The following is a 25122-nucleotide window of genomic DNA, read 5'->3' on the forward strand; positions in this document are numbered from 1 at the left end:
GGCTGCGAATGTTCCGCCCCATTGTCAGTACGCATCTTAGAAAGCACATGCCATAATTTGAAGGGCCAAGAATGCTGTTCCGGACTATGCCATGATTCCTGCCCGCCCCGAGGGTCTGCTGACCCTTTCCGATGCCAGCGACGAACCGCTATACCGCCAGGTGTACGAACGCTTTCGCGGCGCCATCGCCGAAGGCACCCTCAAGCCGGGCGACCGCATTCCGTCGGCGCGCGCACTGGCCAAAGACGTGGGGGTGGCGCGCGGCACCATCGAGGTTGCCTATTCGCTGCTGGCCGCCGAAGGTTACATACAGCCGCGCGGACAGGCCGGCACCATCGTCGCCCCTTACCTGCAGCCGCAGGCCCTGGCGGCTCCCCCGTCCGCGCCCAGGTCCGTCGAAAAGCCGGATGTGGCCTGGCCGCGCCCGGATGCGCCGCTGCCTTTCCAGATGGGGCTGCCCGCGCTGGATGCCTTTCCCCGCAAGATCTGGGCGCGGCTGGGCGCGCGCCATCTGCGCGGCATGCAGCCGCCGGACCTGGCGTATCCCGAGCCCGCGGGCCTGCTGGCGTTACGGACGGCCACGGCGGCTTACCTGCAGGTGGCGCGCGGCATCCAATGCACGCCGTCGCAGGTGTTCATTACCTCGGGCTACAACAACACCATGCAGCTCATCCTGCAGGCGCTGTTCAAGCCGGGCGACTCGGTCTGGGTGGAAGATCCGGGCTATCCGCCCACGCGCGCGCTGCTGGCGCAGGCCGGCATGCAGGCCGTGCCGCTACGGGTGGACGCAGAAGGCATGGTGGTGGAATCCGGCATCGCGGCCGAACCCCGCGCCCGCGCGGCGGTGGTCACGCCCGCTCACCAGAGCCCGCTGTGCCTGTCGCTGTCGCTGCCCCGCCGGCAGGCGCTGCTGGACTGGGCCGAGCGCAGCAACGCGTGGATCGTCGAAGACGACTATGACGGCGAGTACCGCTACGTCAGCCGGCCGTTGCCGGCCTTGAAGAGCCTGGACCGGCAGGGCCGGGTGCTGTATGCGGGCACCTTCAGCAAGGTGCTGTTCCCCGGCTTGCGGCTGGCCTATCTGGTGGTGCCCGAGGAACAGGCGCCGCGCTTCGAGCGCCTCTGCATGCTGCTGGCGGGCGGCGCTCCCGCGCTGACACAGGGGATACTCGCGTCCTTCATCAACGAGGGGCATTTTGGCCGCCACATCCAGCGCATGCGCCGCCTCTACAGCAGCCGCCGCGACGCCACGGCGGCGGGCCTGTCCGCGGTGCTGGGCTCGCACCTGCATATCGAACCGCAGCCGGGCGGCATGCATCTGGTGGCGCGCATGGACGGCCATCAGACCGATAGGCCGCTGGCGGCGCGCATGCTCGCCAACGGCCTGTATGCGCACGCCTTGTCGCACTGGTCCGCCGCGCCGGACGCGCAGTCCGGCCTGCTGATGAGCTTCACGAACATCGCATCCGCCGAACAGGCCGAGCAATTGGCGGCGCGGATCCTGCGGCTGATGTAAAGCCCACGCCAACCTGGCTGGAGGAGCCGGCTCAGTTCAGGCCGGCCTTGTCCAGGCCGTAGGCCTTGTCGGCCGACCCCGGCACGGTGCGGAACGCCACGTTCAGCCGGTTCCAGCCATTGATGCCGACGACCAGGAAGGTCAGGTCGGAGAGCTCGCTTTCCGACAGCTGGGCGCGCACCGATTCATAGACGGCATCCGGCACGCCCTGCGGCGACAGCGTGGTCAGCGCCTCGGTCCATTCCAGCGCGGCGCGCTCGCGCGGGGAAAACAGGGGCGATTCGCGCCAGATGGCGACGTGATGCAGGCGCAGTTCACGTTCGCCATGGATCCTGGCCTCCTTGACGTGCATGTCCAGGCAGAAGCCGCAGCCGTTGATTTGCGATGCGCGGATATCGACCAGGGCGCCCAGTTCCTGGATCACGGGGACTTTCTTCAGCGCCATGCTGTAGTCGAGATACTTCTTGGACAGGGCTTCCGACACCTGGAAATAATTCAATCGCTGGCTCATGGACATGCCTTTCTGACGTGTTGTTTAGGAAATGACGAGCGTGCAGCATGCGGCCGATTGGCTCACGCCAAAAGTGCCATAGATGGACTTTTCGTATGGGCCATGATGGACGGGTTGGCCGGTGGCGGGCGGGCAGGATTTTGTCATTGACCCGATTGAATCCCCGGCGCGGCCCGGCTATAAGCTTGGAACAAGGGCCTGAGATTCCGCGCCCCGCCTGCCACGAAGCCCAAGCCCATGTCGCACCCCTCACCGCATGACGAACACGTCGCCAGCAAGCCGGCCACCGATGCGCACAGCCACGCCGGACGCGGATCCTGTCTGGAGGTGTTCCTGGTCTTTCTGCGCCTGGGACTGACCTCGTTTGGCGGTCCGGTGGCGCATCTGGCGTACTTCCGCACTGAATTCGTGGACCGGCGCCGCTGGCTGGATGACTACGCCTACTCCGATCTGGTCGCGCTGTGCCAATTCCTGCCCGGGCCGGCCAGCAGCCAGGTGGGCATGGCGATCGGCCTGCGGCGGGCCGGCTGGTCCGGCATGCTGGCGGCCTGGGTGGCGTTCACGCTGCCGTCCGCGCTTGCGCTGATCGGCTTCGCGCTGGGCCTGGCCCACTTCGGCTGGCTGTCGGGGTCCGCCGCCATACACGGCCTGAAAGTGGCGGCGGTCGCCATCGTCGCCCAGGCGGTCTGGGGGATGGGGCGGTCGCTCTGTCCCGATCGCTCGCGCGCCGCGCTGGCGGTCGCCGCCGCCCTGATCACCGTGGTCCTGCCCACGGCGCTGGCCCAGTTGGGAGCCGTCCTGCTCGGCGCGGTGGTGGGCGCGGCCATCCTGCAGGTGCCGCCCCGGCCCATTCTGACCAATTCGCCGCCGGGCGTGCCGCGTTCGGTGGGCCTGGCCGCCCTGGGCATCTTCGTGGCGCTGATGGCGGGGCTGCCGGTCTGGGCCCTGTTGACGGATAGCGCCCTGGCCGGCCAGATCGCCGGCTTCTACCGCGCGGGGGCACTGGTGTTCGGCGGCGGGCACGTGGTGCTGCCCTTGCTGGAAACGGCATCGGTATCGACCGGCATGGTATCCAGCGCCGACTTCCTGGCGGGCTACGGCGCGGCGCAGGCCATGCCCGGCCCCTTGTTCACGTTCGCGGCCTTCCTGGGTGCGCTGTCGTCCGGCCCCTTGTCCGGCTGGGCGGGCGGATTGACGCTGCTGGCCGTCATCTTCCTGCCAGGCGCCTTGCTGGTGGCGGCCGCGCTGCCTTTCTGGGAAAGCCTGCGCCGGCGCCCCGGTGTGCGCAATCTGGTTGCCGGCGTCAACGCCAGCGTCGTCGGCATCCTGCTCGGCGCCCTGTATGACCCGGTCTGGACCAGCGCCATCCTCAGCAAGGCCGACTTCGGCCTGGCCCTGCTGCTGTTCGCCTTGCTGGTCTATGCGCGCTGGTCGCCCGTCTGGGTGGTGCTGCTTGCCGCGGCGGGCGGCTGGACGCTGGGCTGGCTCGTCTAGGGCCGGCTCACACTCAAACGGGGCTTCCCTAGGAGCGCCAGCGGGCAGGGCGCTTCTGCAGGAAAGCGTCGATGCCCTCGCAGGCATCGTCTTCCATCATGTTGCGGGCCATCACGTCGCCGGCGTAATCGTAGGCGTCGGCCAGCGCCATCTGCCGCTGCTTGTAGAACATGCGCTTGCCATAGCGCACCGCGGTGGGGCTTTTCGCGACGATCTCATCGGCCAGGCCGCGCACCCGCGCGTCCAGTTCCTGCTCGGGCACGGCATCGTTGATCAGCCCCCAGTCCGCCGCCTGGGCGGCGTCGATGAAGCGCGCGGTCATCAGCATCTCGAAGGCGCGCTTGGCCGACACGTTGCGGCTCAAGGCCACCGCGGGCGTGGCGCAGAACAGGCCGACGTTGATGCCGGATACCGCGAATCTGGCGGTGTCGGCGGCGACGGCCAGGTCGCAGCTTGCCACCAGCTGGCAGCCGGCCGCCGTGGCAACGCCTTGCACCTTGGCGATGACGGGCACGGGCAGGGCCTGCAGGCCCTGCATGACGCTGCCGCATTTGCGGAACAGCTCGCGGTAATAGTCCAGCGCGGGCTGGCTGCGCATCTCGCGCAGGTCGTGCCCGGCGCAGAAGGCGCGGCCCTCGGATTCCAGCACCACGCAGCGCACGTCGGGGTCCCGCGCCAGGGCGTCGATCTCTTGCTGCAGGGCGGCCAGCAGGGCCTCGGACAGCGCATTGAACTGGGCAGGACGGTTCATGCGCAGCGTCACGACGCCGCCCTCGGCACTGCGCAGCAACGGCGCGGTTTTTTCTATCGACATGTCGCCTCCAGGAAAAGGTGTCCCTGGATACTAGGCGGGTCAGGCGCCGCGGGCAAGACGCCGGCCGATGGCCGGCGAAAGACACATCAGCGGCGCCACGATCACCGCGCCGACCAGCGCCATCGCCGCCTGGGGCGCCATGCCGCTGTCCAGCAACAGGGTGGCGATGACCGCCGAGCCGCTCATCTGGAACAGCCCATAGACCGCGGCGGCGGTGCCGGCGCGCTCCGCGAAGGGCTCCAGCGCCAGGCTCAGCCCCGACCCCAGGGCCAGCGAAAAGCCCACGGTCAGCACGGCCACCGGCAGCATGAAGATCCAGGCCGACAGGGGCGCCCACAGCCAGGCGCAGAAATGCATGGCCGACGCCAGCAGCAAGGCCGCCATGCCGACGCGCACCATGGTGTGGCGGCCATAGCGGGCGATGAAAGCGGGCGCCAGGAAGAAGGCCGCGATGTTGATCGCGGCATTGCCGCCGAACCACGCGGAGAATCCCAGTTCGGAGTACCCGAGCTGCTGCACCAGAACCACGGGCGCAGCCGACACGAACACCAGGATCATGGCCATGCCGGCCATGCCGAACATCGCAAAATACAGGAAGCGGCCGCTTGCGACGATAGGCGCATAGCGGCGCAGGCTGTAGAGGGCGCCGTGGGGCTGCGTGGGCCTGGCGCGCGTTTCCTCGAAGCGGGCCGCCAGCAGCGCGGCCAGCGCCAGCGAGAACAGCGCCATGAAGACGAAGGTGCTGCGCCAGCCCGCGTGCAGCGCCAGCACGCCGCCCAGCATCGGCGCCAGCGCGGGCACCGTGCACAGCGCGCCATTCAGATAGCTGTACACGCGCGCGCCGACAGCCGGACTGAAGCAATCGCGCACCGCGGCAAACGCCACCAGCGACGCGGAACATGCGCCCAGCCCCTGGATGATGCGCGCCGCATAGAACATCTCCAGCGACGTGGCGGCCGCGCCCAGCGCCGATCCCAGCAGATACGCCATGGCGCCGCACAGCGCCACGGGCCGGCGGCCATGCCGGTCGGCCAGCGGGCCGATCAGCATCTGCCCCACGCCCACCGCGAAGATGAACAGCGTGATGCTGGCCTGCAGCGCGCTGATGGGCTCGCCAAAGCCATGGGCCATGGTGGGCAGGGAAGGCAGGTAGATGTCGATGGCCATCGGCGTGAGCGTGACCAGTCCCATCAAGAGACCGATCAGCCAGCGCTGGCCTCGGGGAGTCAAGGCAGACTTCATTACAGGCTCGGGGCTCATTGCGAACCCGGGAAAACCCGACATTATCCATGATCGCCCGCGTCCGGGCTCGCGTAGAATATTTTCCCTATGAACACGCCCGCCTTTCGCCCTCGCATCGTCATCCTCTATTGCACCCAGTGCCAGTGGCTGCTGCGGGCTGGCTGGATGGCGCAGGAACTGCTATCCACCTTCTCGACCGATCTGGGCGAAGTGGTGCTGCAGCCCGGCACCGGCGGCATCTTCCAGATCACCTATAACGGCGACCTGATCTGGGACCGCAAGAGCGACGGCGGCTTCCCGGAGGCCAAGGTGCTCAAGCAGCGGGTGCGAGACCGCCTCGATCCGGCCCGGCCGCTGGGCCATATCGACGGCCACGCCGCCGGCCCCGTGTCCGGACCCGATACCTGAGGCCCGCTGCGCCAACAAGAAAAGGCCGGTCCCAGGCGAGACCGGCCAAAGCAGCACTACCCCGATAGTGACTGACCCGCTACGCGGCGGATTCCGCGTGTTTCAGTGCCTCCCGCGCCTTGCGCTGCCGCAGCGCCGACACGGCCAGCAAGGCGATCAGCGCCACGCATGCCAGGATGAAACCCAGGCTGATCGGACGCGAGACGAAGATCGACAGCTCGCCGCGCGACAGCAGCAGCGCGCGCCGGAAGTTCTCTTCCACCATGGGTCCCAGCACGAACCCAAGCAGCAGCGGCGCGGGCTCGAAGCGCAGCCGGATCAGCGCATAGCCCGCGGCCCCGAACAAGGTCACCATGCCCACGTCGAACAGATTGTTGTTCGTGCTGTAGACGCCTACGCAGACAAAGAACAGCGCGGCGGGAAACAGGTAGCGGAACGGCACGGTCAGCATGCGCACCCACATGCCGATCAGGGGCAGGTTCAACAGCAGCAGCAACACGTTGCCGACCCAGAAGCTGGCGATCAACCCCCAGAACATGTCGGCATGCTCGATCATCATCTGAGGCCCCGGCTGGATGCCGTGGATGATCAGCGCGCCCAGCATCAGGGCCATGACCGGATCGCCCGGAATGCCCAGGCTCATGGTCGGGATGAAGCTGGTCTGCGTGGATGCGCTGGTTGCCGCTTCCGGCCCGGCGATACCCTCGATGGCCCCGCGTCCGAAACGGCGCGGGTCGCGCGCGACCTTCTTTTCCACCGCGTACGAAATGAACGAAGCGATGGTCGGGCCGGTGCCCGGCAGGATGCCGAAAGCCGCGCCGATCGCCGTGCCGCGCACCAGCGCGCCGCGCGATTGCTTGATGTCGCCGGCTTCCGGACGCATCGACTTCATGCTGACCTTGGCGGCGGTGACCTTGCTGTCGCCGCCGATGCGGTTGATGTTCTTCAGGAAGTCCGCCACGCCGAACAGGCCCATGGCAAGCGCCACGATCTGCAGGCCGTCCGAGAGCTCCAGGATGCCGAAGTGAAAGCGCATCGTGCCCGTATTGACGTCCGTGCCCACCACGCCCAGCAGCAGGCCGACCACCACCATCGCCACACCCTTGATCGCCGAGCCCTTGGCCAGGGTCGCCCCGGCCAGCAGGCCCAGCATCATCATCGAGAAGTACTCGGCCGGACCGAACTTGAAGGCCACGTCCACCAGCATCGGCGAAAAGAGGATCATCGCCAGGATACCCACCGAGGCGCCGCAGAACGACGAGAACATCAGCATGAACAAGGCAGAGCCGGCCTTGCCGTTGCGCGCCAGCGGATTGCCGTCCAGGCAGGCCACCGCATGCGACGCGGTGCCCGGCAGGTTCAGCATGATGGAGGTGATGCCGCCGCCATACTGCGAGCCGTAGTAGATGCCGGACAGCATCACCAGCGCGGCCGTGGGCGTCATGGTGTAGGTCAGCGGCAGCAGGATGGAAATGGCGGCCAGCACGCCCATGCCCGGCAACACGCCGATCAGGTTGCCCATGAACACGCCGAAGATCGCCCACATCAGGTTGTCCAGCGCGAACGCGACGGAGAACCCATGCATCAGGTTATTGAAGATTTCCATGGATCAGCCCCAGCGGAACAGCGGAAACTGCAGCTGCAGCGCCCAGGAGAAAACGGCCACGCCCAGGATCGTCACGCCCACCGCAAGCAGGGCCGCGGTGCGCCAGGTGTGCTGGCGGTCGCCCATGGCGGAAATGAACACCAGCACGAACGTCGCGGGCACCAGGCCGCCGAACTTGCCGACCAGGATGAACGCGAGCAGGCCGCCGATGATGCAGCCCCAGCCGCGCCATTCGGGCGGCGGGATCTCTTCGGCGTCTTCCTCCGCCACGGCGGGCGAGGCTGCCATCTTCGCGATGATCAGGCCCAGCATGACCAGCAGCGCGCCCAGGATCGCGGGGAACATGCCCGGCCCCATGCGCGCCAGGCTGCCCAAGGTGTATGTGGATGCCTGCGCGATGGCGCCCAGGCCCAGCACGATCATCGTGCCCGCGGCCCACGCCTCGCGCCTGACGGCGCTGCGTTTTGATTGCATGGTCTAGTCCTCCCGTTGTTGTGCTGTTTTCTGACTGTCGTCTGAAAAACAGCTGACATTGCAATGAATGCGGGAGTCTAGAAATTCAAACTTCCGTTCACCTTTCAGGCAAAGCGGAAATGGCGCCGTGGCCCTTTTTTATCGCCAAATCGGGGGAAATCCCTAGGTTCTGCTCATGTCGCGGACCGCTGGCGCAGCGGACGAAAGCGGATCGCCATCACCGACAACACCACGCAGATCAGCGTCATCAGGATCCATGCCGGGGTCAGGTCCGCCAGACGCTGGCGCATCAGTCCCGCGGCAAACGGGAACAGCGCCGCGATCAGGTAGCCCACGCCCTGCACGAAGGACGCCAGGCGGCCGGCTTCGGCCGGCGTGCCCGCGTGGTCCATCGCCACGATCAGCGACAGCGGGAACAGCGCCCCGATGCCCAGCCCGGCCAGCACCGCCGCCGGCCACGCCAGCGCCGCGGGCGCGGCGATCCAGCCAACCAGGCCCAGGAACAGGGCGCCGATCGCCGTGAGCAAGGCCGGCCGCCGGTCGGGCAGCCGCCCGATGAAGCCTGACACCAGCAGGCCCGCTACGATTTCCGCCGCGGTCACGCCGCCCAGCAACTGGCCCGCCGCCAGCGGCGTCCATCCCAGTGCGGTGTAGTAGGGCGGCAACCACGCCAGCACCAGCGTATACGCGCCGGTGCCCAGGCCGAAGAACACCGACAGCAGCCAGACGCGGGACCGCGCCGTGCGCAGCGCGCCCGCTTTGGCCGGCTGGGCGGCGTACCGCGGCGCAGACGACAGGCGGGCCACGGCGATCCAGCAAGCCAGCGCCAATGCGGCGGGCCAGGCCCAGACGGCCAGCGCCCGCAGCCAGCCCGCGTGCTGGGCCAGGGCCGGCGTAGCGACACTGGCGACAGCCGCGCCGCCCATGATGGCCGTGGAATAGATGCCCATGACGCCGCTGCTGCCCCCGCCAAACCGGGTCTTGATGAAGATCGGCAGCAAGGCCTGTGTCATGGCGATGCCCAGCCCCGCGACGACGCCGGTCGCAAGCATGAGACTCGTCTGACCGGACCAGAGACGGGCGGCGGTGGCCGCCATGATCAGCGCCAGGCCGATGGCCACGCCTTGCTGCTCGCTCATCAGGCGGCGCAGCGGCGCCACGCCCAGCGCGCCCAGTCCCATGACGAACACGGGCAGCGCGGTAAGCAGTCCCGCCGTGCCATCGGACATGTGAGTTGCCGCCTGCACCAGGTCAAGAAGCGGTGGTACGGAAGCCAGGACGGGGCGCAGGTTCAGGCCCACGAGGATGATGGCGAACATCCGCCATGCGTTCAAACGAAAAGAGGACACGGTTGCTCCAGGCCGAAAGACCGGCGGCATGCCGGACGATTCGGTAAACTATCTCCACATCAAGATATTTGGATTTTATCTTGACGTCAAGATAATTGGAGAATGCCGTGGATAGAGCAAGCCGTGCCGTGGAGCAATGGAATCGCGAACGCCCCGACCTGGACGTGTCGACCATGCGCGTGCTGGGCCGCCTGGGCGAATGCGCGCTCGTGATCACCAGGGACCGGATCAATCCGTTGTTCGCGCAATTCGGGCTGCAGCCCGGTGAATTCGACGTGCTGGCGACGCTGCGCCGCAGCGGCAAGCCCTACGCGCTGACGCCCACCGCGCTGTACGAGGACGCCATGATCTCGTCGGGCAGCATGACCAACCGCATCGACCGGCTGGAGAAGGCCGGGCTGGTCGCCCGCAAGGCGAATCCCGACGACGGGCGCGCCACCCTGGTCATGCTGACCAGGCAAGGGATCAAGCTCATCGATGAGGCGGTGGTGGCGCACCTGCGCAACCAGGCGGAGGTGCTGTCGCCCCTGGATGCCGCCGAGCAGGAACAGCTGAGCAGCCTGCTCGGCAAACTGCTCAAAGCCTACGAGGAGTAGGCCAGCCGCTCTACAAGCCCAGGTCCGACAGTCCGGGATGGTCATCCGGACGGCGGCCCAGCGGCCAGCGGAACTTGCGGTCCGTCTCCTTGATGGGCAGGTCGTTGATGCAGGCGTAGCGGTTGATCATCAGGCCGTCTTCGCCGAACTCCCAGTTCTCATTGCCGTACGAGCGGAACCAATTGCCGGAATCGTCATGCCATTCATAGGCATAGCGCACCGCGATGCGGTTATCGGTGAACGCCCACAACTCCTTGATCAGCCGATAGTCCAGTTCACGCGCCCATTTGCGCGCCAGGAAGGCGCGCGCCTCGTCGCGGTTCTTCACGAACTCCGCGCGGTTGCGCCAATGGGTATCCAGGCTATAGGCCAGCGCCACCTTGTCGGGGTCGCGGCTGTTCCAGCCATCTTCGGCCAGGCGGACCTTCTGCACGGCGCTCTTGTGCGTGAAGGGGGGCAGGGGCGGGCGGACTTCAGTGGTCGATGTCATGGCGGGATCTCGTGTACAGGCGGGTGGAAGAGGCGGGTGAAAAATCCATGCGCGCGCGCATTCCGCTCAGGCGCCGGCGGCCAGCAGCGTGGTGGCAGCGACTTCGGCGCTGTCGGTAATGGACAGGTCGCCGGACACCATCGCCACGACGATCGCGCCGTCGATCAGCACCAGCAACTGGCGCGCGCGCTCCTGCGGCTGCGGCACGCCGGCGGCCTGCGCCAACGCCAGCACATGGGCCAGCAGCCGTTCCTTGTGCAGTCTTGCAACCTTGCGTATCGGGCTGTCCGCGGACCCGATTTCGCCGGCGGCATTGATGAACGCGCAACCGCGGAATCCTTCGGAAGCAAACCATGCGCGCAGCGCGTCGAAGATGGACATCAGACGGGCTTGGGGCGTGGGCGCGGCGGTGGTGGCCTCGACGAACCACTCCATCCAGCGTTCGTCGCGTGCCTGCAAGGCCGCGGCCACCAGGGCTTCCTTGGTGGGGTAGAGCCTGTAGATGGTCTTGCGCGCCACCCCCGAAGTCTTGACGATGAGGTCCATGCCGGTGGCGCTGATGCCGCCGCTGTAGATCAGCTGTTCGGTGGCGCGCAGCAGCTTTTCCTGCATGGCGGGGGTGGAGTCTGGCGAGGAATCGGGCATGGAGAATGATCGTTCTATTTGCAATGCGCAGATGGTAGAACGATCATTCTTTCCCGTCAAGCGGCGGACATCACCAGTTGTAGCGCAGTGTCGCGAGCACCACTCTGCCGGGCCCGTAGAAGCACAGATTCACGTTGTTGCACGAGGCCACGTACTGCTTGTCGAACAGGTTCGACGCGTTCAGGCTCAGGCTCGCGCCCTTCATCGACGGACTGGCCCGGCCCAGGTCATAGCGAATGGCCGCATCGGCCAGCGTTACCGCCGGCACCTTCACGGCGTTGTCCAGGTCGCTGAACGTGGTGCCGAGATAGCGCGCGCCCGCGCCAAAGCCCAAGCCGGCCAGCGGTCCCGTGTCGATGGTGTAGTCCACCCACAGGGACGCCATGTGCTGGGGCACGCCGGCAAACGGCACCTTGCCGACCTGCTCGGGGTAGTTGCTGGAAACGGTCTTGATATCGGTATAGGTGTAGGCGGCCACGATATCGAGGTTGCGCGCCAGGGACGCCTTGCCCTGCAGCTCGAAGCCTTCCGAACGCACGGCGCCCGTCTGCACCTGCGAATTCGCATGCTCCGGGTCCCGCGTCAGCACATTGCGCTGTTCGATCTGGAAGACCGATGCCGTCACGAAACTGTCGTGACCCTTGGGCTGGAACTTCACCCCCGCCTCGTATTGCTCGCCCTTGGTCGGCCTGAACGGCGTACCGGCGTAGGTCGTGCCCGCCTGCGGACGGAAGGACGTGGAATAGCTGACATACGGCGCCAGTCCGCTGTCGGACAGATACACCATGCCGACGCGGCCGGTGAACGCATTGTCGTTTTGTTGCGTGCGAATGCCGGTAAGGTTGTTGCGGGTGCTGGCCTCCGACCAGTCCATGCGGCCGCCCGCCGTCACGACCAGCTTGTCCAGGATCTTCACCTGATCCTGCGCGTACAGCCCCAGCTGGCGCATGCGCTGATAGGTGTCGTTGTAGATCGGCGGGGCGTCGATCTTGTAGCCATAGACGGGATCGAACGGATTGATGGGCGGCACGCCATCCATGCCGAATCCGAGCTGGGTGTCGAAGGTCGACTGCTGATAGTCCAGGCCCATCAGCACGGTGTGCGCGAACGCGCCTGTCCGGCCCTGGTACTGCAGCTGGGTATCCAGCGCCAGCGTGCGCGCCTTTTCCTCGGAACTGAAGGCGTAGCGCTGCAGCGACTGGTAGTCTGGCTCGCCGTCGGGCAGCGTGCCCCAGCCCAGCTCCGAGATCAATGCGCGGTAGTGCGTGCGGTTCTGGTTGTAGCGGGCGTTCTGGCGCAGCGTCCAGCTGTCGTTGAACTTGTGCTCGAACAGATAGCCCAGCATCGCCTGGTCCTTGTCGTAGCGGTCGAAATCCGGCTCGCCCGAGAAGAAGCTGCGTGAAATCCGGCCATACGGGGTAGGCGTGATGGTGCCCACCGACGGCAGCCATTGGTCCGTGGAGCCCGCGCGGATCCGCTGGAAGTTCGTCAGCACGGTGAAATGAGTGGCGGCGCTGGGCTGCCAGGTGAACGACGGCGCGATGAAGGCGCGCTTGTCGCGCACGGTGTCGACTTCGGTATCGGCGTTGCGGCCTTGCCCGGTAAGGCGGTAAAGCCATTGCCCGTCTTCCGTCGCCGGACCGCTGAAGTCAAAGCCTGCCTGGACCCGCCCCGGATCGCCGGTCGTGAACTCGACTTCGCGCAACGGCGTCTCGGTGGGCCGCTTGCTGACCTGGTTGACGATGCCGCCGGGCTGGTTCTGGCCATACAGCAGCGACGCCGGTCCACGCAGTACTTCCACGCGTTCCAGCGCGTAGGGATTGATGTCGTACGAGCCGTAGTAGCGGGTGGCCAGGGCCAGCCCGTCCAGGTAGATGCCCTGGTTCGAGGCCGCCACGCTGAAACCCCGCACGGAAATGTTCTGGTGGCGCAGGTCGTCCGCCATTTCGGCACGCACGCCGGCCTCGTACCGCAACGCCTGTTCGGTCTTCTGTATGGCCTGCCATGTCATCTGGTCGCGCGTCACCACGGAAATCGATTGCGGCGTTTCGATCAGCGGGGTGTCCGTCTTCGTGCCGGTCATGCTGTAGCGCGCCACAAAACCATCCACCGGCCCCCAGGCGCGGCTGGACAGGGTGCTGCCGGCCACTTCGATCGGCGCCAGGGTGGACACCACGCCAGGCCCCGCGGGACGCAAGGCGTAGCTGCCATTGGGCAGGCGCTGCGGCGCCAGGCCGGTGCCGGACAGCAGCACGGCCAGGGCCTCATCGGCCCGGTATGCGCCGGTTACCCCGGGGCTTTGCCTGCCTTCAACGTCCGCGGCGGAGTAAGAGAGCATCAGGCCCGACTCGCGGCCAAAGCGCTGCAAGGCATCGGCCAGCGGGCCGGCCGGGATCCGGTAACTGGCGGCGGCGGCCTGGGCATGTCCGGCAACGGGAAACAGCAGGGCGGCGGGGAGGGCGCCGGAAATGCTCAGCGCCAGCGCCAGGGCGCGCAATGCCGGGCGCGGGACGCGCCGGCGTGTGGAGACGGGATGACTCATTGGGTTCTCGGTTTCGTTGGGAGTGACGATAGGACTTCAGCTCCCATGCCACGCGAGATCGAAAAACCCATCACGCAAATCATGAAATTCCGGAAATGTTGTGAGACAGGCCTACGCCGCGCCCTCGCGCGGCCCGAACGACACCCAGTAGCGCGTCATCGAGCGCAAGCGCACCGGCAGCGTCAGCGCCAGCGTGTCCAGCACCTTGTCGGTGTCGCCCAGCGGGTACACGCCGGACACCCGCAGGCTCGCCACCCGCGGATCGCACCGGATCACGCCCGGGCGGTAGCGCGCCAGCTCCGCCAGGAACGCTTCCAGCCGCATGTCGTGCGCCGCCAGCACGCCGTCGCTCCAGCTCAGGTCGCTGGCCTGGACCGGAGCCGCGAGATCGACCATGGCGGCGGTGAAGGCGGCATGCTGGCCGACCCCCAGTTCGCGGCGCAGATGCGGCGCCGCCGCGGGCGTCACCATGAGCGGTCCGGTCAGGGCATAGGCCACGCTGCGGATTGCCTCCAGCCGCAGCGCCAGCCGCGATCCGGGCGTTTCCACTTCACCGTGCCGGGTCTGCACGATGAACGGCAAGGGCTGCGCCAGCGCGCTCTCGGCGCGCACGGCATCCACCATGATTTCACCGCGCGCCAGGCGGATCCGGCGTTCGCCACCCGCCGCGATATCGATGGCGCTGTCTGTGTTCAGCAAAACCCGCGAGCCGTCCGGCAGGGTGATGCGCCGCTGTTCGCCCACGCGCGTGCTGGCATCGGCAAGCAGCGGCTGCCAGGGTTCGGTGCGCACGCCCCACCAGGCCGCGCCGGCGCCCGCCGCCAGCATGGCGGCCGACTTCATGAAGCGGCGGCGGCCGGTTCCGGCAGGGCAGGACAAGGCGGCGTGCGCCAAAGGCGAGGACAGGCCGGCGATGTCCCCGGCGCAATGCTGCAGGTGGCCCCAGGCACGGGCGTGCTCGGGATCCGCCTGCATCCAGGCGTTCCACCCGCGCTGCACGTCGGGGCCGACCGAATCCGCGCGCAAGCGGACGAACCAGTCCACCGCCTGCCGCGCAACCGCCTCGGCGATCGGCGTGGCGGGGGCAAAGCGCGACGGCTCGGCGGCATTCACGGCAGGGCCTCGTTGTTGGCAATCATCAGAAAAAGCACTGCAGCAGGGCCCGGGCCACATAGCGCTGCACCGTCGGCAAGGACACGCCCAGCGTCAGGGCGATCTCGGACTGCTTCATCCCGTCCACCTGCGCCAGCAGGAAAGCCCGCCGCACGGGGGCGGGCAGGCCGCCCAGGCGCCGGTCGATTTCCACCAGCGTCTCCAGCACGATCGCCCGGGTCTCCGGGGAAGGCGCTTGCGCCTCGGGCAGGTTTGCCAGGCTGCGCAGAAAGGCCTGTTCGACGTCGCGGCGGCGGTAGAAATTGGCCAGGATGCCGCTGGCCACGGTGGACAGAAAGGCGCGCGGCTCGCGGATGTCGGGACGCGCTTGCTGCAGCACGCGCAGGAAGGTGTCATGCGCCAGGTCGGCGGCGTCGGCCGCGCTGCCCAGCCGCCTGCGCAGCCAGCCCAGCAACCAGCCGTGATGGCTTGCATACATTGCCGTCATCGAATCCGCTGGACGAGGAGGAGGGGATTCGATCATGGGGATTCGGTTGAGCGCAGGCGGTTAACTGAATGAGAATGGATATTATTATATGTGAGGCTCGCTCGTTTTTGTATCTCCGGAATGGGCTTGCCTGCGCTCGCGGGCCCGGGCCGTATAGCACACTCTTTAGCCGTGCTGGCTATTTCTAGCAAAATTATGCTAAAATCGTTTAATTATCAGCAAAATAATATTAAGAACATGCTGATGAAAGTCTAGTCCTGGCGTTGCCGCCTCTTGAATGCTTCCCCCGCACCCACGGCATTCATGGCACGCTTGAATCCTGTGCGCTGTGCTTGGGCGGGGGAGGCCATGCGCCCTGAATAGGAGCACACCCATGTCTCATCAATTGGCTGTCAAGAAGGGGAGCTTCGAGATTCCCCCCCTGAACTGGAAGGCACCCGAAGCGGACAAGAAGTCCGACCGCGACGCCGCGCCCGCGGATGCCGAATCTTCCAAGAAAACGGAAGCCTCCCGCTCGAAGGCATAAGGCTCGCTCAACCCAAGGTGCGCTGCTGCACCTGGTTGCGGCCATTCATCTTCGCCAGATAGAGCAGTTCGTCCGCACTGCGGAACAGCTCCCCCGCGGACTCGGCGTGGCTCCACGATACACAAGCCACGCCGAAACTCGCGGTCAAGGTGAAGGTGGCGCCATCCTCCGATGTGACGGAAGACGCGCAAATACAGGCGCGCATGCGTTCGGCCATGTCGATGGCCTGCTGCGCGTTGCGCGTGCGGCACAGCACCGCGAACTCCTCTCCCCCCACGCGCGCGACCACGTCTTCCTGGCGCCAGGTCTTGCGGCACAGTTCGGCCACGGTCTTTAGCGCCAGGTCGCCGCTGGCGTGGCCGTGGGTGTCATTGATGGCCTTGAAGTGGTCGATGTCGAACAGGATGAATGCCAGCATCGGTTGCTCTTCATCCCATTCGGCGCGCGCCGCGTCGAACCGGTTCTCGAAGGCGCGGCGGTTCAACAAGCCCGTCAGGAAGTCGGTTTCCGCGGTGTGCGCCAGATCCTCGATCAGGCGGTCGCGCTCGGCCTCCAGCCGCTTCTTCACCGCCGAATTTTCCTTGAGCACCCGCAAGGCGTTGAAGATCTCGTCGACTTCGCCGTGGTACTTGCCCGGGGGGATGCGGGCCGGCGCGGCCCCGCTGGCGATTGACCCGATGATGCGCGTGGCCAGGGCAAAGGGCTGGATCACCCGCTTGCGGAACTGCACCAGCGCCAGGGCCAGGGCGGCCACCAGCAAGGCGGTGGCTCCCAGCGTGATCGACAGCAGCCGCGCGGCGGCCATCCGATGCTCCTCGATGTGCCGCTCCATCTCGTCCAGCAGCACGTCGCGGAACTCGGTGATGGAACTCATCAGCGGCACATAGATCGCCGCCAATGTCCGGGTCGAGACGGGCGCGTCGTCGGATTGCCGCGAAGCCTGGTCTCGCACCTGGGCCAGATACCTCAAGCCATCGCCGAAGTAGCGCTGCTCAAGCTGCGCATAGATTGTGGAAGCGCGCACCTTGGGGTGCGTGGACATGCGCGCCTCGATCAGCGCCCGCAGTTCCTCGATCCGCCCCAGCACACGTTCGATGCGGAATTGCTCTTCCGCCGTGAGCTTTCGGCGCCGGGTCAGCGCCGGCGTATAGGTCGAACCGAGCAGGCCCGCCTGCTCGCGCAATTCGCTTGCCAGCAGGGCCAGCGACAACAGGCTGGGCGCATTGGCCTCGTTGCGCATGACTAGCCCCACGTTCGCGGCCATGCTGGCTTGCCACTGCGGGATGATGCGCACCATGCCGGTGACCGAATCCCACAGCACCTGTCCCGACAGCTGATCGCGAGGCGTGGCGATGCGTTCGTCGACGTGCTTGCGCGCGATTTTCAGGGCCTGGTGTATGCGCTGGATTTCCGTGCGCTCCCTGTCGCGCTCCGGATCCAGGGGCGGGGAGTACAGCGCGAGCAGCTCACCGATCCGGGCGTCGGTTCTCGCGCGGGCCGCGCCCAGCGAGGCAAGCATCGCTTCGGGCACGGGCAGCTGCGAGCCCAGGGCGGCATTCATGGGTCCGCGCTCCGCCGAGGCCAATTCCATCACCCGCACCGTGGCGCGCACCGAACCGAATGCCTGCCGCGCCTCGGACGCGGCATGATGGGATCTCCAGCTCTGGAACAACAAAATGCCGGCCAGCACCGCCACCAGCAACAGCACCCCTGCGGCAAGCGTCATGAAATGGCGTTCCAGGGATTTTGGCGCGACGGCGGGGCGCAACATACTTGGCTAGCGGGTCCATGGGAGGTCTCGGCTGCGCAGAATACTGTAATTGCAGGGGCGCGGGGCGCTGCAAGCGCGGCAATTTCCGCATTGTCTTGGCGCGAAGCAAGACTATGTCGCAGCAATGCGGTTAATTGCATTTCACGCCGAAAAATTGCGCTCCTTATCGGGCCTGGACAGGCTCAAGCCTCGTGCATCACCACGCAGTTGCGTCCTTGCTGCTTGGCCGCATACAACGCGGCATCGGCCGCCCGGAACGCCTGGTCGACCGTCGGCCCGCTCGAGGACCACTGGGCGACCCCTGCGGACACCGTGACATGGCTGGCGCCCCGCAACTGCCGTTTCGCGATGTGCGCGCGCAGTCGCTCCGCGACATTGGCGGCCTCTTGCGCGCCCACGCCGGGCAGCAGGATCAGGAATTCCTCGCCGCCGTTGCGGCACAAAATGTCCGACGGGCGCGAGCATTCGCGCATGACCTGCGCGATATCCTGGATCACCTCATCACCCACGGTGTGCCCATAGGTGTCATTGACCTGCTTGAAATGGTCGATATCCAGCGCCACCACCGAAAATGCCGTGCCGGACGCCTGCATCTGATCCACCGCGTCCTGGGTGCCGCGCCGGTTGCGCAGGCCCGTCAGCGGGTCCGTGATGCTGGCAAGATTCAGCTTGCCGATCTTCTCCTGCAGGCTCGTGAAGCTCCCGATCACGGCGCGCTTCAACCGTTCCGCCTCGAAATACCAGGCCCTCACGGACTGCACCCGCAGCATGGCGACGGCCACGTCCTGATGCTCGACGTTGGTGGCCAGTTGCGACAGCGGCAGGGAAATCATCCGGGCGCACCACCAGATGGCCAGCAGGAACGCCACGGCCAGCGGCGCCGCATAGCCCAGCAGCGCCCAGATCAGATCATGTATGGGTTCCAGCGTGACCTTGGCAGGCCGCTGCGCGACCACGCCCCAGCCGCTGATCGGCACCGCGGCATAGCCCGCCAGCATGTCCACGCCCTCGGTATTGATCACGCGCAGCGCGCCTGCCACCCCCTTGGTCACCGCGGCCACCACCGGATTGGCGAGCACCACTTCGCCGACGCGGTCGGCCTGGGTGTGATAAATGAGCCGGCCGTCGCTGTCCACCACATACAGGTAGGAGCCGTCATGGTAGTGGTGCTTGCCCAGCATATCCTGCAGCGCGCTCTCGTTTCGCAGATAGATGGTGCCCGCGACGTATCCCAGGTAAACCCCGTCGTTTGAAAAAATCGGGTGCGACAGATTGATCAGCAGGTTGCCGGCAATCGACACGTAGGGCTTGCTGATCATGGGCTGCCTCGCTTGCAGCGCCGCGCGGCTGCCCGCGGAGTCAACCCGGGTGCCCAGGAAATTGCGAAAAGTCTGCGTGGCGGCCAGGATGGTGCCGTCCGCGCGCACGACCCCCACCGAATTGAAGCTTTCCGTCTGCTGCTGCACGCGTGTCACTTCGACGGCAAGCCGCTCCGGCGATTCGATCAATTCCGGCATATGGCGGGCGCTGTAGCCCAGCTGCTGCTGCGCCGACTTCAGGAAGCTGCCCGCGCTTTCCGCCAGCTTGGCGGCATAGACCCGGTTCGACTCCAGCGTGTTCGCGATCAGTTGTTCGCGCTGCACGCGATAGCTGGCGTACAGCGCGTTGGCCGTGGCGGCGATGGCGCTGAAAACGGTAAGCGCAAGCACTAGCCCGCGTAGGTGGATTCGCATGGGATCAGGGCGGACAGGGAATGGGCCGGCGCACAAGCCAGGCAGCGGAGAATCCGGAGGAGGGCGGGGTATTCAAGGGGCAGGGCGCGGTGATTGTAGTGTCGCTGCCACCATTACGGCAGATCCGCCGGATTCCTATAGGCCCGGATCTGGCGGATCGTCCAGCAGGCGGGCGGCGGGAGACCGCGCGGCGGCGCCCGCCCTGAAATAACCCATGACCGTCGCCACGCTGGCATGGCCGGTCATGGCCATCGTGTCGCCCAGCGGCACGTTGCGCCGGCCCGCCTCGGTCACGAATCCGGAACGCAAGCTATGCGCCGAGAACTCGCCCTCCAGCCCCGCCTGCCGGCAACGTTCCAGCACGATGTCGCGCACCGCGGCCGCCGCCAGGGGTTCGCCGATCACGTCTCCGCGGCGCACCCGCCGGAAGATCGGACCTTGCCGGATCTCGCTGGCGGCCAGCCATGCCTCCAGCGCCTGGGCCGCGGCGCCGACGATGGGCTTCTGGTCGTCCGCGCGGCTGGCGCCGGTCTGGTTGGTCTTGGAATGGGTCATCGAATAGAGAAAGCCCTCGGCGGTGCGCTGCGTGTTCTCCATGGTGGCCCGCACCACCTCCGAGCGCCGGCGGCCGCCGCTGGCCCAGGCAAACAGCAGCAGGGCACGGTCGCGCTTGCCGCGCAGGGAATCGTCGCAGGTCTCAAGCATGGCCTGCAGCGGTTCGCGCGTCAGCGCTTCTTTCTTGGCGGGCGCCGCGCCGCGCCGGGCATAGGCGCGGCGGGTCTTGGCCAGCAGCTCCCGGATGGTGGCGTTGCGGCAGGGATTGGGATGCCCGAGCAATTCATGCGCCTTGGACAGCACCGACAGGCGCTGCAACAGGGTATTCAGGCTGGGCGCGCCGAGCTTGCCCTTGGCCTTCAGGCGCACCAGCTCCAGATCCAGCGCCAGCGGCAACTCCCATTTCAAGCCGTGGTCCGTGGATCGTTGCGCGTGATCCACCACGAACTGTATGACCGCGGCCTCCGGCAGGGGCAGGGCAAAGGGCTGGCCATAGCGCAGTTCGAACCAGGCGGTCCAGTAGCGGATGGCGGCGCGATAGCTGGCGGCGGTGTTGGCGGAACTGCCTTCGCGCAGCAGCCCCCGCACCGCGGCATCGGCCTGCGTGTCCAGCGTTTGCGGATCCAGCAGGGGAAGCGAAGCCAGCAATTTCAGCGGCATTTCGGGTGTAGTGTTCATATTTATAATATTACATACATATGCTGTATGATATCTAACGTATAAACCGAATTACTAACGATAAGATTCCATTATCGTGACTAAATACCGCAAATCGCGCAAGGAAAACCGTTATGGCCACAGGAATCACCGAATCTGACGTCTGGGCCGCCGCGGACGCCTTGCTGCTGGAAGGCGCCCGGCCCACCATCGAACGCGTACGCCAGAAGATCGGCCGCGGCTCGCCCAATACGGTCAGTCCGCATCTGGAAACGTGGTTCCGCTCGCTGGGCGCGCGGATCAAGGACCCCCGCGCCTTTGCGGCCCCGCCGGAGGTTCCCGACCCCATCGCCCAGGCAGCCGCGCATTTCTGGGAAGCGGCCCTGACCGCCGCCCGAGCGGAACAGGCCCAGGCGTACCAGCAACGCTGGGAAGAACTTGCCAAGGAAGGAGAGCGCTTCGCCGCTCAAGCGGAACAGTTGCAGCAACGCGAGGCGCAGCTGCTCAACCGCGAGCGCGATCTGCAGGAAGGGCTGAAAGTCGCCACCGCCCAGCTTGCGGCAACGGAAGAGCGCCTGCAGGCCGCCGAGGCCCAACTGCGCCAGCGCGACAAGGCTTTGGCGGCAGCCCAGGAGAACCTGGCCGACGCGCAGGGCGCCATCCAGACGCTGCTGGCCGAGGCCGACCAGGCCCGGGACAGGCATGCGCAAGCGCTTGCCGCGCTGGATTCGCGCCACGCCGCGCATGAACGCCGCTGGCTCAACGAACTGGACGGCGAACGCGGCGCGGTCAAACGCCTGCAGACGCGGCTGGACGAGTTGCAGGCCACAAGCCAGCAACAGGCCGACCAGCTGCGCCAGGCCCTGGCCACGGCCCGGGAACAACAGCGCGCGGCGGAGCTGGACGCCCAGGCGCTGCGGGCGCAAGGGCTCGCCGATACACGTCAACGAGATGCCGAGGCCGCGGCTATCCAGGAGACGTTGCAGGCCAGCCGGCGTGGTGAAGCGGATCTTGCCCGGCGCCTTGCGGCCGAGCAAGCGCGCGCCGACGATCTGTACGCTCAGATCAAATCCAAGGACAAGCAGTTCAGCGATCTGGCCCGCCGCCTGCTGCCTGGCGCCGGCACTCCGGATTCATAATCCTATGATGTTGCCGTCTCTGCGCCCTGTGGAGAATGAAGTCTCACCTTCAGACACTTCTAGTCAGGGCTGCGGTTTATCGTAAGGCTGTGCATTACCGCCGTTGATTTGCGATTTGCGTGGGCAGGCCTGGCCAAGGGCCAAGACTTACGCCATGCATTTGCATCTCACTCCCCTGATGGTCGGCGCGCTGGCCGCGGCCGTTCCGGCAATTCCCGCCGCAAGCCAGGCCGCCGAGATCGGACAGGTGGACGTCTCGGATCCCCTGGGCGCGACGCAACGCACGCTGGCGGACGGATCGACCGTGACTTACACGGGCACCGGAACCGCCGTGAATGTCTCAGTCCAGGGCAATGCGCTCCAGGGAAACGACATCAGCATTACCGCGGGCGGCGCGGCTTCTCCAAACACCGTGGGCGTCAAGGCCAGCCTGGGCGGCACCGTGCATCTGACCAAGAGCAGCGTCAAGACCCTGGGCGCGGGGCAGGGCGCCCACGCCCTGTACGCAACGGGTGCGGGCAGCGTCATATCGGCGACCGACACCGAGATCAGCACGGCCGGCTCATATTCCCACGGCGCGTATGCGCTATCCGGAGGCAAGGTCGCCCTGGAGGGCGGCAGCGTCGCTGTTGCAGGCACCGGCAGCTCAGGGCTGCAAGTGGACGGCGAGAACAGCATCGCCACCGCGAAATCCCTCGACATCAAGGCGCGCGGCGCTGGCGCCAGCGCCGTCAATGTCGTCAACGGCGGCCGCGCCGAGCTGGTCAATGTCACGGCCACAAGCGGCAACAGCGTCACGCTGTCCGTGCGCGGCGTCGGCTCGACCCTGTGGATCCAGGATACGGACCTTGTCTCGACCGGCTCGGGCGGCATCCGCGTGGACAGCGCGGCGCTGACCATGCAAGGCGGCTCCATCACCTCGGCAAGCGACGCCGTCACACTCGTCGCCAGCGCCGGGCTCGACGGGGGCTCCGCGATCATCAGCAACGCGACCCTGAGCACAACCGGTGGATATGGCGTAAACATCAATGCAGCGGGCTCGTCGGCCACCCTGGACAACGTGACCATATCGACCAGGAGCGCCTGGGCATCCGGCATCTGGCTGCCTTCCATCAACACCTCGCTCGTTGCCCGGAACCTCGTCATCGACTCCACGCACGTGGGTATCGACAACCGGGCAGGGCAGGTCACGCTGGACGGCGGGTCGGTCGAGACCCACGGCGACAACGCGCACGGGCTGTATGTCTCGCGCGAGTACGGCACCACGGCCACGACAGCCGCGACGGGTACACACATCAAGACCTCCGGAGCCGGCGCGGTGGGCGCGCTGGCGCGCGCGTCGGGCGCCAGCGTCGCCCTGACCGACGCCACCGTGGACACGTATGGCGCGTCGGCCCACGGGCTCTTTGCCAGCGGGACCAACTCCAGCATCACTGCGACCGGTTCAGCCGTCACCACCCGCGGCGCCGACGCAGTCGGCCTGAACATGAGCAATCGCACGTCGGTGGCGCTCGACAACACTCAATTGTCCACCAGCGGCGACCGCGCCCACGGAGTCTGGAGCTACACAACCGCTGCCGGCCTCACCAACAATCTGCTCCTGGCTAACGGGACCCAGGTCGACACCCTCGACGGCACCGGGCTGCTCGCCAGCGGGGGCAATCACAATTTCACGCTTCGGAACGCCCAGGTCACGGCGCGCACGGGCGGCGACGACAACCATGGCGTATTCCTGCAAACCCGCGCGGCAAACGTCACCAGCGGCGGCGTCACCACGGTGGTCCAGACCGGCCAGGTAACTGTGGACGCGACGGGCTCGGTCATGACGGGCGACGTCCTGGCCGACAGCGGCACGGTGGACATCGACCTCAAGAGCGCAAGCGTGCTGACGGGCGCGGTGGTCTCGCGCGCAGGCCGCGTCAACAGCCTGTCGCTGGACAATGCCAGCGCCTGGAACGTGCGGGGCGATTCCATCCTGGGCACGCTGAACAACACCGGCACCGTGCGCTTCGTCGCGCCTGACGCGCAATCCGGCTTCAAGACGCTTACGGTCAACGACTATGCGGGCGGCGGCACCCTGGTCATGAACACCCGGCTGGGCGGCGATGGTTCGCCCACCGACAAGCTGGTGATCGACGGCGGGACCACCTCGGGCGTGACGGGCATGCGCATCCTGAACGCTGGAGGATCCGGCGGGCAGACCGTGCAGGGCATCCGCCTGGTGGAAGCGATCAACGGCGGCACCACCACGCCGGACGCCTTTCGCCTGGATTCGGGATCGACAGGGTTCCGGGCCAGCTCCGGCACGATCGCGGCCAATGGCTATGACTACAGCCTGGTGCGTGGAGGCGACAACGGCGTGGCCTCCGACTGGTATCTGACGTCCGTCTATACGCCTGGCTCCATACCGGAGCCGCCCGGGGGCATTGTGCCGCCGTATGGCCCGCGGTTCATCAACGTTTCGCCGGAAAGCGGCGCCTACATCGGCAACCAGCTGGCCGCGGAAAGGATGTTCATGCACGGCCTGAATGACCGCTCGGCGGCGCGGGTTCCGTCTGGCGGCGAATCCCCGGACCGGACGGGCAGAGACCTGTGGCTGCGCGCCAAAGGAACCCGCAACAATGGCTTGCGCATGACCGAAGGCAAGGTCGATGTCGACACGGACAGCAGCATCCTGCAAATCGGCGGCGATGTGCTGCAGGCGCTGCTGGGCCAGGACGGTCTTTTCATTGCCGGCGTGATGGCGGGGTACGGCGACGCGCGGGTGCGCTCCACTTCGCGCCTCATGACGGCGGACCAGAATCTGGCGGTCAGCGCGGATGCGCGAGGCAAGGTGACCGGCTATTCGGCTGGCGTGTACGCGACGGCCTACGCCAATGACGCCACCCGCCTGGGCGCCTATGCGGACTCCTGGCTGCAATATGGCCGCTACTCGAATCAGATCGACAGCGAACCGGGATCCGCGCGCTATCGCTCCAATACCTGGACGGCTTCGGTCGAGACGGGCTACGCCTTTCTGCCTTTCGCGCCCGATTCGGCCTTGGCCGCCATGGTCGTGGAACCGCAGGTGCAACTGGCCTACAGCCGGTACGACGCGAAGGATGCCGTTCTGCCAGGCATGAGGCTGGAAAGCGGCAGTGCGGGCGCCGTGAACACGCGGGCCGGCGTGCGCGTCTATCCGCTGGGGAAGCCGGCGGCGGATACCGCGGTGCGCCCCTACATTGAAACCAACTGGTTGCATGGCGCCGGCAATCCCCGGGTCGACATAGCTGCCGGCAGCTTCAGCGCCGTGCCGTTGCGCAACGCGGCCGAATTGAAAGTCGGCGCGGAGGGCAGGGTCGGGAAGGCCTGGCACGTAAGTGGCCAGGTATCAGGCCAGACGGGTAGCGGAGATCAGCGCGGCTACGGCGGCATGCTCAACCTGACCTATCGCTGGTGAGCCGCCGGGCGGACG

Annotated in this window: 21 protein-coding genes; 7 read left to right on the top strand and 14 right to left on the bottom strand. The window is 66.8% G+C overall.

The window, feature by feature from the left end:
* The first annotated feature begins 91 nt into the window (after positions 1–91).
* The gene (locus tag HLG70_RS06990) at positions 92–1516 is read left to right on the top strand and encodes a PLP-dependent aminotransferase family protein (RefSeq protein WP_171662457.1); all 1425 of its coding nucleotides are present in this window, start codon (positions 92–94) and stop codon (positions 1514–1516) included.
* A gap of 31 nt (positions 1517–1547) precedes the next feature.
* Here the strand turns inward: HLG70_RS06990 and HLG70_RS06995 are convergent, their stop codons facing one another.
* Complete coding sequence (locus HLG70_RS06995) at positions 1548–2027, bottom strand: carboxymuconolactone decarboxylase family protein (RefSeq protein ID WP_171662456.1); 480 nt, start codon at positions 2025–2027, stop codon at positions 1548–1550.
* A 237-nt stretch (positions 2028–2264) separates the two neighbouring features.
* Here HLG70_RS06995 and chrA point away from each other — a divergent pair, with 237 nt between their 5' ends.
* On the top strand, positions 2265–3521 hold the full coding sequence (chrA, locus tag HLG70_RS07000; RefSeq protein WP_171662455.1) for a chromate efflux transporter: 1257 nt from the start codon (positions 2265–2267) through the stop codon (positions 3519–3521).
* A gap of 28 nt (positions 3522–3549) precedes the next feature.
* Here chrA and HLG70_RS07005 read toward each other — a convergent pair whose 3' ends face one another.
* On the bottom strand, positions 3550–4335 hold the full coding sequence (locus HLG70_RS07005) for an enoyl-CoA hydratase (RefSeq protein ID WP_171662454.1): 786 nt from the start codon (positions 4333–4335) through the stop codon (positions 3550–3552).
* A gap of 39 nt (positions 4336–4374) precedes the next feature.
* Positions 4375–5577 carry a multidrug effflux MFS transporter gene (locus HLG70_RS07010; RefSeq protein ID WP_171662453.1) on the bottom strand — a complete coding sequence of 401 codons (1203 nt, stop codon included), beginning with the start codon at positions 5575–5577 and terminating at the stop codon, positions 4375–4377.
* A gap of 87 nt (positions 5578–5664) precedes the next feature.
* On the opposite strand from HLG70_RS07010, the gene HLG70_RS07015 reads away from it, so the two are divergent.
* Entirely contained in the window at positions 5665–5985 is a 321-nt protein-coding gene (locus tag HLG70_RS07015; protein WP_171662452.1) for a SelT/SelW/SelH family protein, read from the top strand.
* Between the two features lie 79 nt (positions 5986–6064).
* Here HLG70_RS07015 and HLG70_RS07020 read toward each other — a convergent pair whose 3' ends face one another.
* The 3 genes from HLG70_RS07020 to HLG70_RS07030 all read right to left on the bottom strand — a co-directional run bounded on the left by HLG70_RS07020 (position 6065) and on the right by HLG70_RS07030 (position 9444).
* Positions 6065–7591: a tripartite tricarboxylate transporter permease gene (locus HLG70_RS07020; RefSeq protein WP_171662451.1), complete on the bottom strand. Its 1527-nt coding sequence runs from the start codon at positions 7589–7591 to the stop codon at positions 6065–6067.
* A 3-nt stretch (positions 7592–7594) separates the two neighbouring features.
* Positions 7595–8065: a tripartite tricarboxylate transporter TctB family protein gene (locus HLG70_RS07025; RefSeq protein ID WP_171662450.1), complete on the bottom strand. Its 471-nt coding sequence runs from the start codon at positions 8063–8065 to the stop codon at positions 7595–7597.
* 173 nt (positions 8066–8238) lie between these two features.
* Positions 8239–9444 (bottom strand): MFS transporter, encoded by a 1206-nt coding sequence (locus tag HLG70_RS07030; protein ID WP_171662449.1) that lies wholly within the window; start codon positions 9442–9444, stop codon positions 8239–8241.
* Between the two features lie 77 nt (positions 9445–9521).
* On the opposite strand from HLG70_RS07030, the gene HLG70_RS07035 reads away from it, so the two are divergent.
* Positions 9522–10010, top strand: a complete 489-nt coding sequence (locus tag HLG70_RS07035; protein ID WP_171662448.1) for a MarR family winged helix-turn-helix transcriptional regulator — start codon at positions 9522–9524, stop codon at positions 10008–10010.
* A gap of 10 nt (positions 10011–10020) precedes the next feature.
* Here the strand turns inward: HLG70_RS07035 and HLG70_RS07040 are convergent, their stop codons facing one another.
* The 5 genes from HLG70_RS07040 to HLG70_RS07060 all read right to left on the bottom strand — a co-directional run bounded on the left by HLG70_RS07040 (position 10021) and on the right by HLG70_RS07060 (position 15323).
* Positions 10021–10500: a DUF1348 family protein gene (locus HLG70_RS07040; protein WP_171662447.1), complete on the bottom strand. Its 480-nt coding sequence runs from the start codon at positions 10498–10500 to the stop codon at positions 10021–10023.
* 66 nt (positions 10501–10566) lie between these two features.
* Positions 10567–11145 (bottom strand): TetR/AcrR family transcriptional regulator, encoded by a 579-nt coding sequence (locus HLG70_RS07045; protein ID WP_171662446.1) that lies wholly within the window; start codon positions 11143–11145, stop codon positions 10567–10569.
* A 70-nt stretch (positions 11146–11215) separates the two neighbouring features.
* Positions 11216–13687: a TonB-dependent siderophore receptor gene (locus HLG70_RS07050; RefSeq protein WP_171662445.1), complete on the bottom strand. Its 2472-nt coding sequence runs from the start codon at positions 13685–13687 to the stop codon at positions 11216–11218.
* Between the two features lie 111 nt (positions 13688–13798).
* Positions 13799–14800 carry a DUF4880 domain-containing protein gene (locus HLG70_RS07055; protein ID WP_171662444.1) on the bottom strand — a complete coding sequence of 334 codons (1002 nt, stop codon included), beginning with the start codon at positions 14798–14800 and terminating at the stop codon, positions 13799–13801.
* 25 nt (positions 14801–14825) lie between these two features.
* Complete coding sequence (locus HLG70_RS07060; RefSeq protein ID WP_171662443.1) at positions 14826–15323, bottom strand: sigma-70 family RNA polymerase sigma factor; 498 nt, start codon at positions 15321–15323, stop codon at positions 14826–14828.
* A gap of 337 nt (positions 15324–15660) precedes the next feature.
* Between HLG70_RS07060 and HLG70_RS07065 the strand changes: the two genes are divergently transcribed.
* On the top strand, positions 15661–15813 hold the full coding sequence (locus tag HLG70_RS07065) for a hypothetical protein (RefSeq protein WP_171662442.1): 153 nt from the start codon (positions 15661–15663) through the stop codon (positions 15811–15813).
* A gap of 7 nt (positions 15814–15820) precedes the next feature.
* Here the strand turns inward: HLG70_RS07065 and HLG70_RS07070 are convergent, their stop codons facing one another.
* The 3 genes from HLG70_RS07070 to HLG70_RS07080 all read right to left on the bottom strand — a co-directional run bounded on the left by HLG70_RS07070 (position 15821) and on the right by HLG70_RS07080 (position 20532).
* Positions 15821–17539, bottom strand: a complete 1719-nt coding sequence (locus HLG70_RS07070) for a GGDEF domain-containing protein (RefSeq protein ID WP_234102965.1) — start codon at positions 17537–17539, stop codon at positions 15821–15823.
* A 227-nt stretch (positions 17540–17766) separates the two neighbouring features.
* Positions 17767–19317: a sensor domain-containing diguanylate cyclase gene (locus HLG70_RS07075; protein WP_171662440.1), complete on the bottom strand. Its 1551-nt coding sequence runs from the start codon at positions 19315–19317 to the stop codon at positions 17767–17769.
* A gap of 135 nt (positions 19318–19452) precedes the next feature.
* A complete protein-coding gene (locus HLG70_RS07080) occupies positions 19453–20532 on the bottom strand; it encodes a site-specific integrase (protein WP_171662654.1) in 1080 nt (359 codons plus the stop codon).
* A 131-nt stretch (positions 20533–20663) separates the two neighbouring features.
* On the opposite strand from HLG70_RS07080, the gene HLG70_RS07085 reads away from it, so the two are divergent.
* Both HLG70_RS07085 and HLG70_RS07090 read left to right on the top strand, forming a co-directional pair.
* Entirely contained in the window at positions 20664–21668 is a 1005-nt protein-coding gene (locus HLG70_RS07085) for a DNA-binding protein (RefSeq protein ID WP_171662439.1), read from the top strand.
* Between the two features lie 154 nt (positions 21669–21822).
* Entirely contained in the window at positions 21823–25107 is a 3285-nt protein-coding gene (locus HLG70_RS07090; RefSeq protein ID WP_171662438.1) for an autotransporter outer membrane beta-barrel domain-containing protein, read from the top strand.
* Positions 25108–25122 lie beyond the last annotated feature (15 nt).

It is taken from the genome of Achromobacter deleyi (genome assembly GCF_013116765.2).
In the GTDB taxonomy this organism is placed as follows: Bacteria; Pseudomonadota; Gammaproteobacteria; order Burkholderiales; family Burkholderiaceae_B; genus Achromobacter; species Achromobacter deleyi_A.

Bases quoted from the DNA above. Each gene is read 5' to 3' on its own strand.
- HLG70_RS07060 (WP_171662443.1), bottom strand. From the start codon at position 15,323: ATGATCGAATCCCCTCCTCCTCGTCCAGCGGATTCGATGACGGCAATG.
- HLG70_RS07005 (WP_171662454.1), bottom strand. From the start codon at position 4,335: ATGTCGATAGAAAAAACCGCGCCGTTGCTGCGCAGTGCCGAGGGCGGC.
- HLG70_RS07070 (WP_234102965.1), bottom strand. From the start codon at position 17,539: ATGACGCTTGCCGCAGGGGTGCTGTTGCTGGTGGCGGTGCTGGCCGGC.
- HLG70_RS07075 (WP_171662440.1), bottom strand. From the start codon at position 19,317: ATGCGAATCCACCTACGCGGGCTAGTGCTTGCGCTTACCGTTTTCAGC.
- HLG70_RS07020 (WP_171662451.1), bottom strand. From the start codon at position 7,591: ATGGAAATCTTCAATAACCTGATGCATGGGTTCTCCGTCGCGTTCGCG.
- HLG70_RS07015 (WP_171662452.1), top strand. From the start codon at position 5,665: ATGAACACGCCCGCCTTTCGCCCTCGCATCGTCATCCTCTATTGCACC.
- HLG70_RS06990 (WP_171662457.1), top strand. From the start codon at position 92: ATGATTCCTGCCCGCCCCGAGGGTCTGCTGACCCTTTCCGATGCCAGC.
- HLG70_RS07080 (WP_171662654.1), bottom strand. From the start codon at position 20,532: ATGCCGCTGAAATTGCTGGCTTCGCTTCCCCTGCTGGATCCGCAAACG.
- HLG70_RS07090 (WP_171662438.1), top strand. From the start codon at position 21,823: ATGCATTTGCATCTCACTCCCCTGATGGTCGGCGCGCTGGCCGCGGCC.
- chrA (WP_171662455.1), top strand. From the start codon at position 2,265: ATGTCGCACCCCTCACCGCATGACGAACACGTCGCCAGCAAGCCGGCC.
- HLG70_RS07010 (WP_171662453.1), bottom strand. From the start codon at position 5,577: ATGAAGTCTGCCTTGACTCCCCGAGGCCAGCGCTGGCTGATCGGTCTC.
- HLG70_RS07065 (WP_171662442.1), top strand. From the start codon at position 15,661: ATGTCTCATCAATTGGCTGTCAAGAAGGGGAGCTTCGAGATTCCCCCC.
- HLG70_RS07050 (WP_171662445.1), bottom strand. From the start codon at position 13,687: ATGAGTCATCCCGTCTCCACACGCCGGCGCGTCCCGCGCCCGGCATTG.
- HLG70_RS07045 (WP_171662446.1), bottom strand. From the start codon at position 11,145: ATGCCCGATTCCTCGCCAGACTCCACCCCCGCCATGCAGGAAAAGCTG.
- HLG70_RS07025 (WP_171662450.1), bottom strand. From the start codon at position 8,065: ATGCAATCAAAACGCAGCGCCGTCAGGCGCGAGGCGTGGGCCGCGGGC.
- HLG70_RS06995 (WP_171662456.1), bottom strand. From the start codon at position 2,027: ATGAGCCAGCGATTGAATTATTTCCAGGTGTCGGAAGCCCTGTCCAAG.
- HLG70_RS07030 (WP_171662449.1), bottom strand. From the start codon at position 9,444: ATGCCGCCGGTCTTTCGGCCTGGAGCAACCGTGTCCTCTTTTCGTTTG.
- HLG70_RS07040 (WP_171662447.1), bottom strand. From the start codon at position 10,500: ATGACATCGACCACTGAAGTCCGCCCGCCCCTGCCCCCCTTCACGCAC.
- HLG70_RS07085 (WP_171662439.1), top strand. From the start codon at position 20,664: ATGGCCACAGGAATCACCGAATCTGACGTCTGGGCCGCCGCGGACGCC.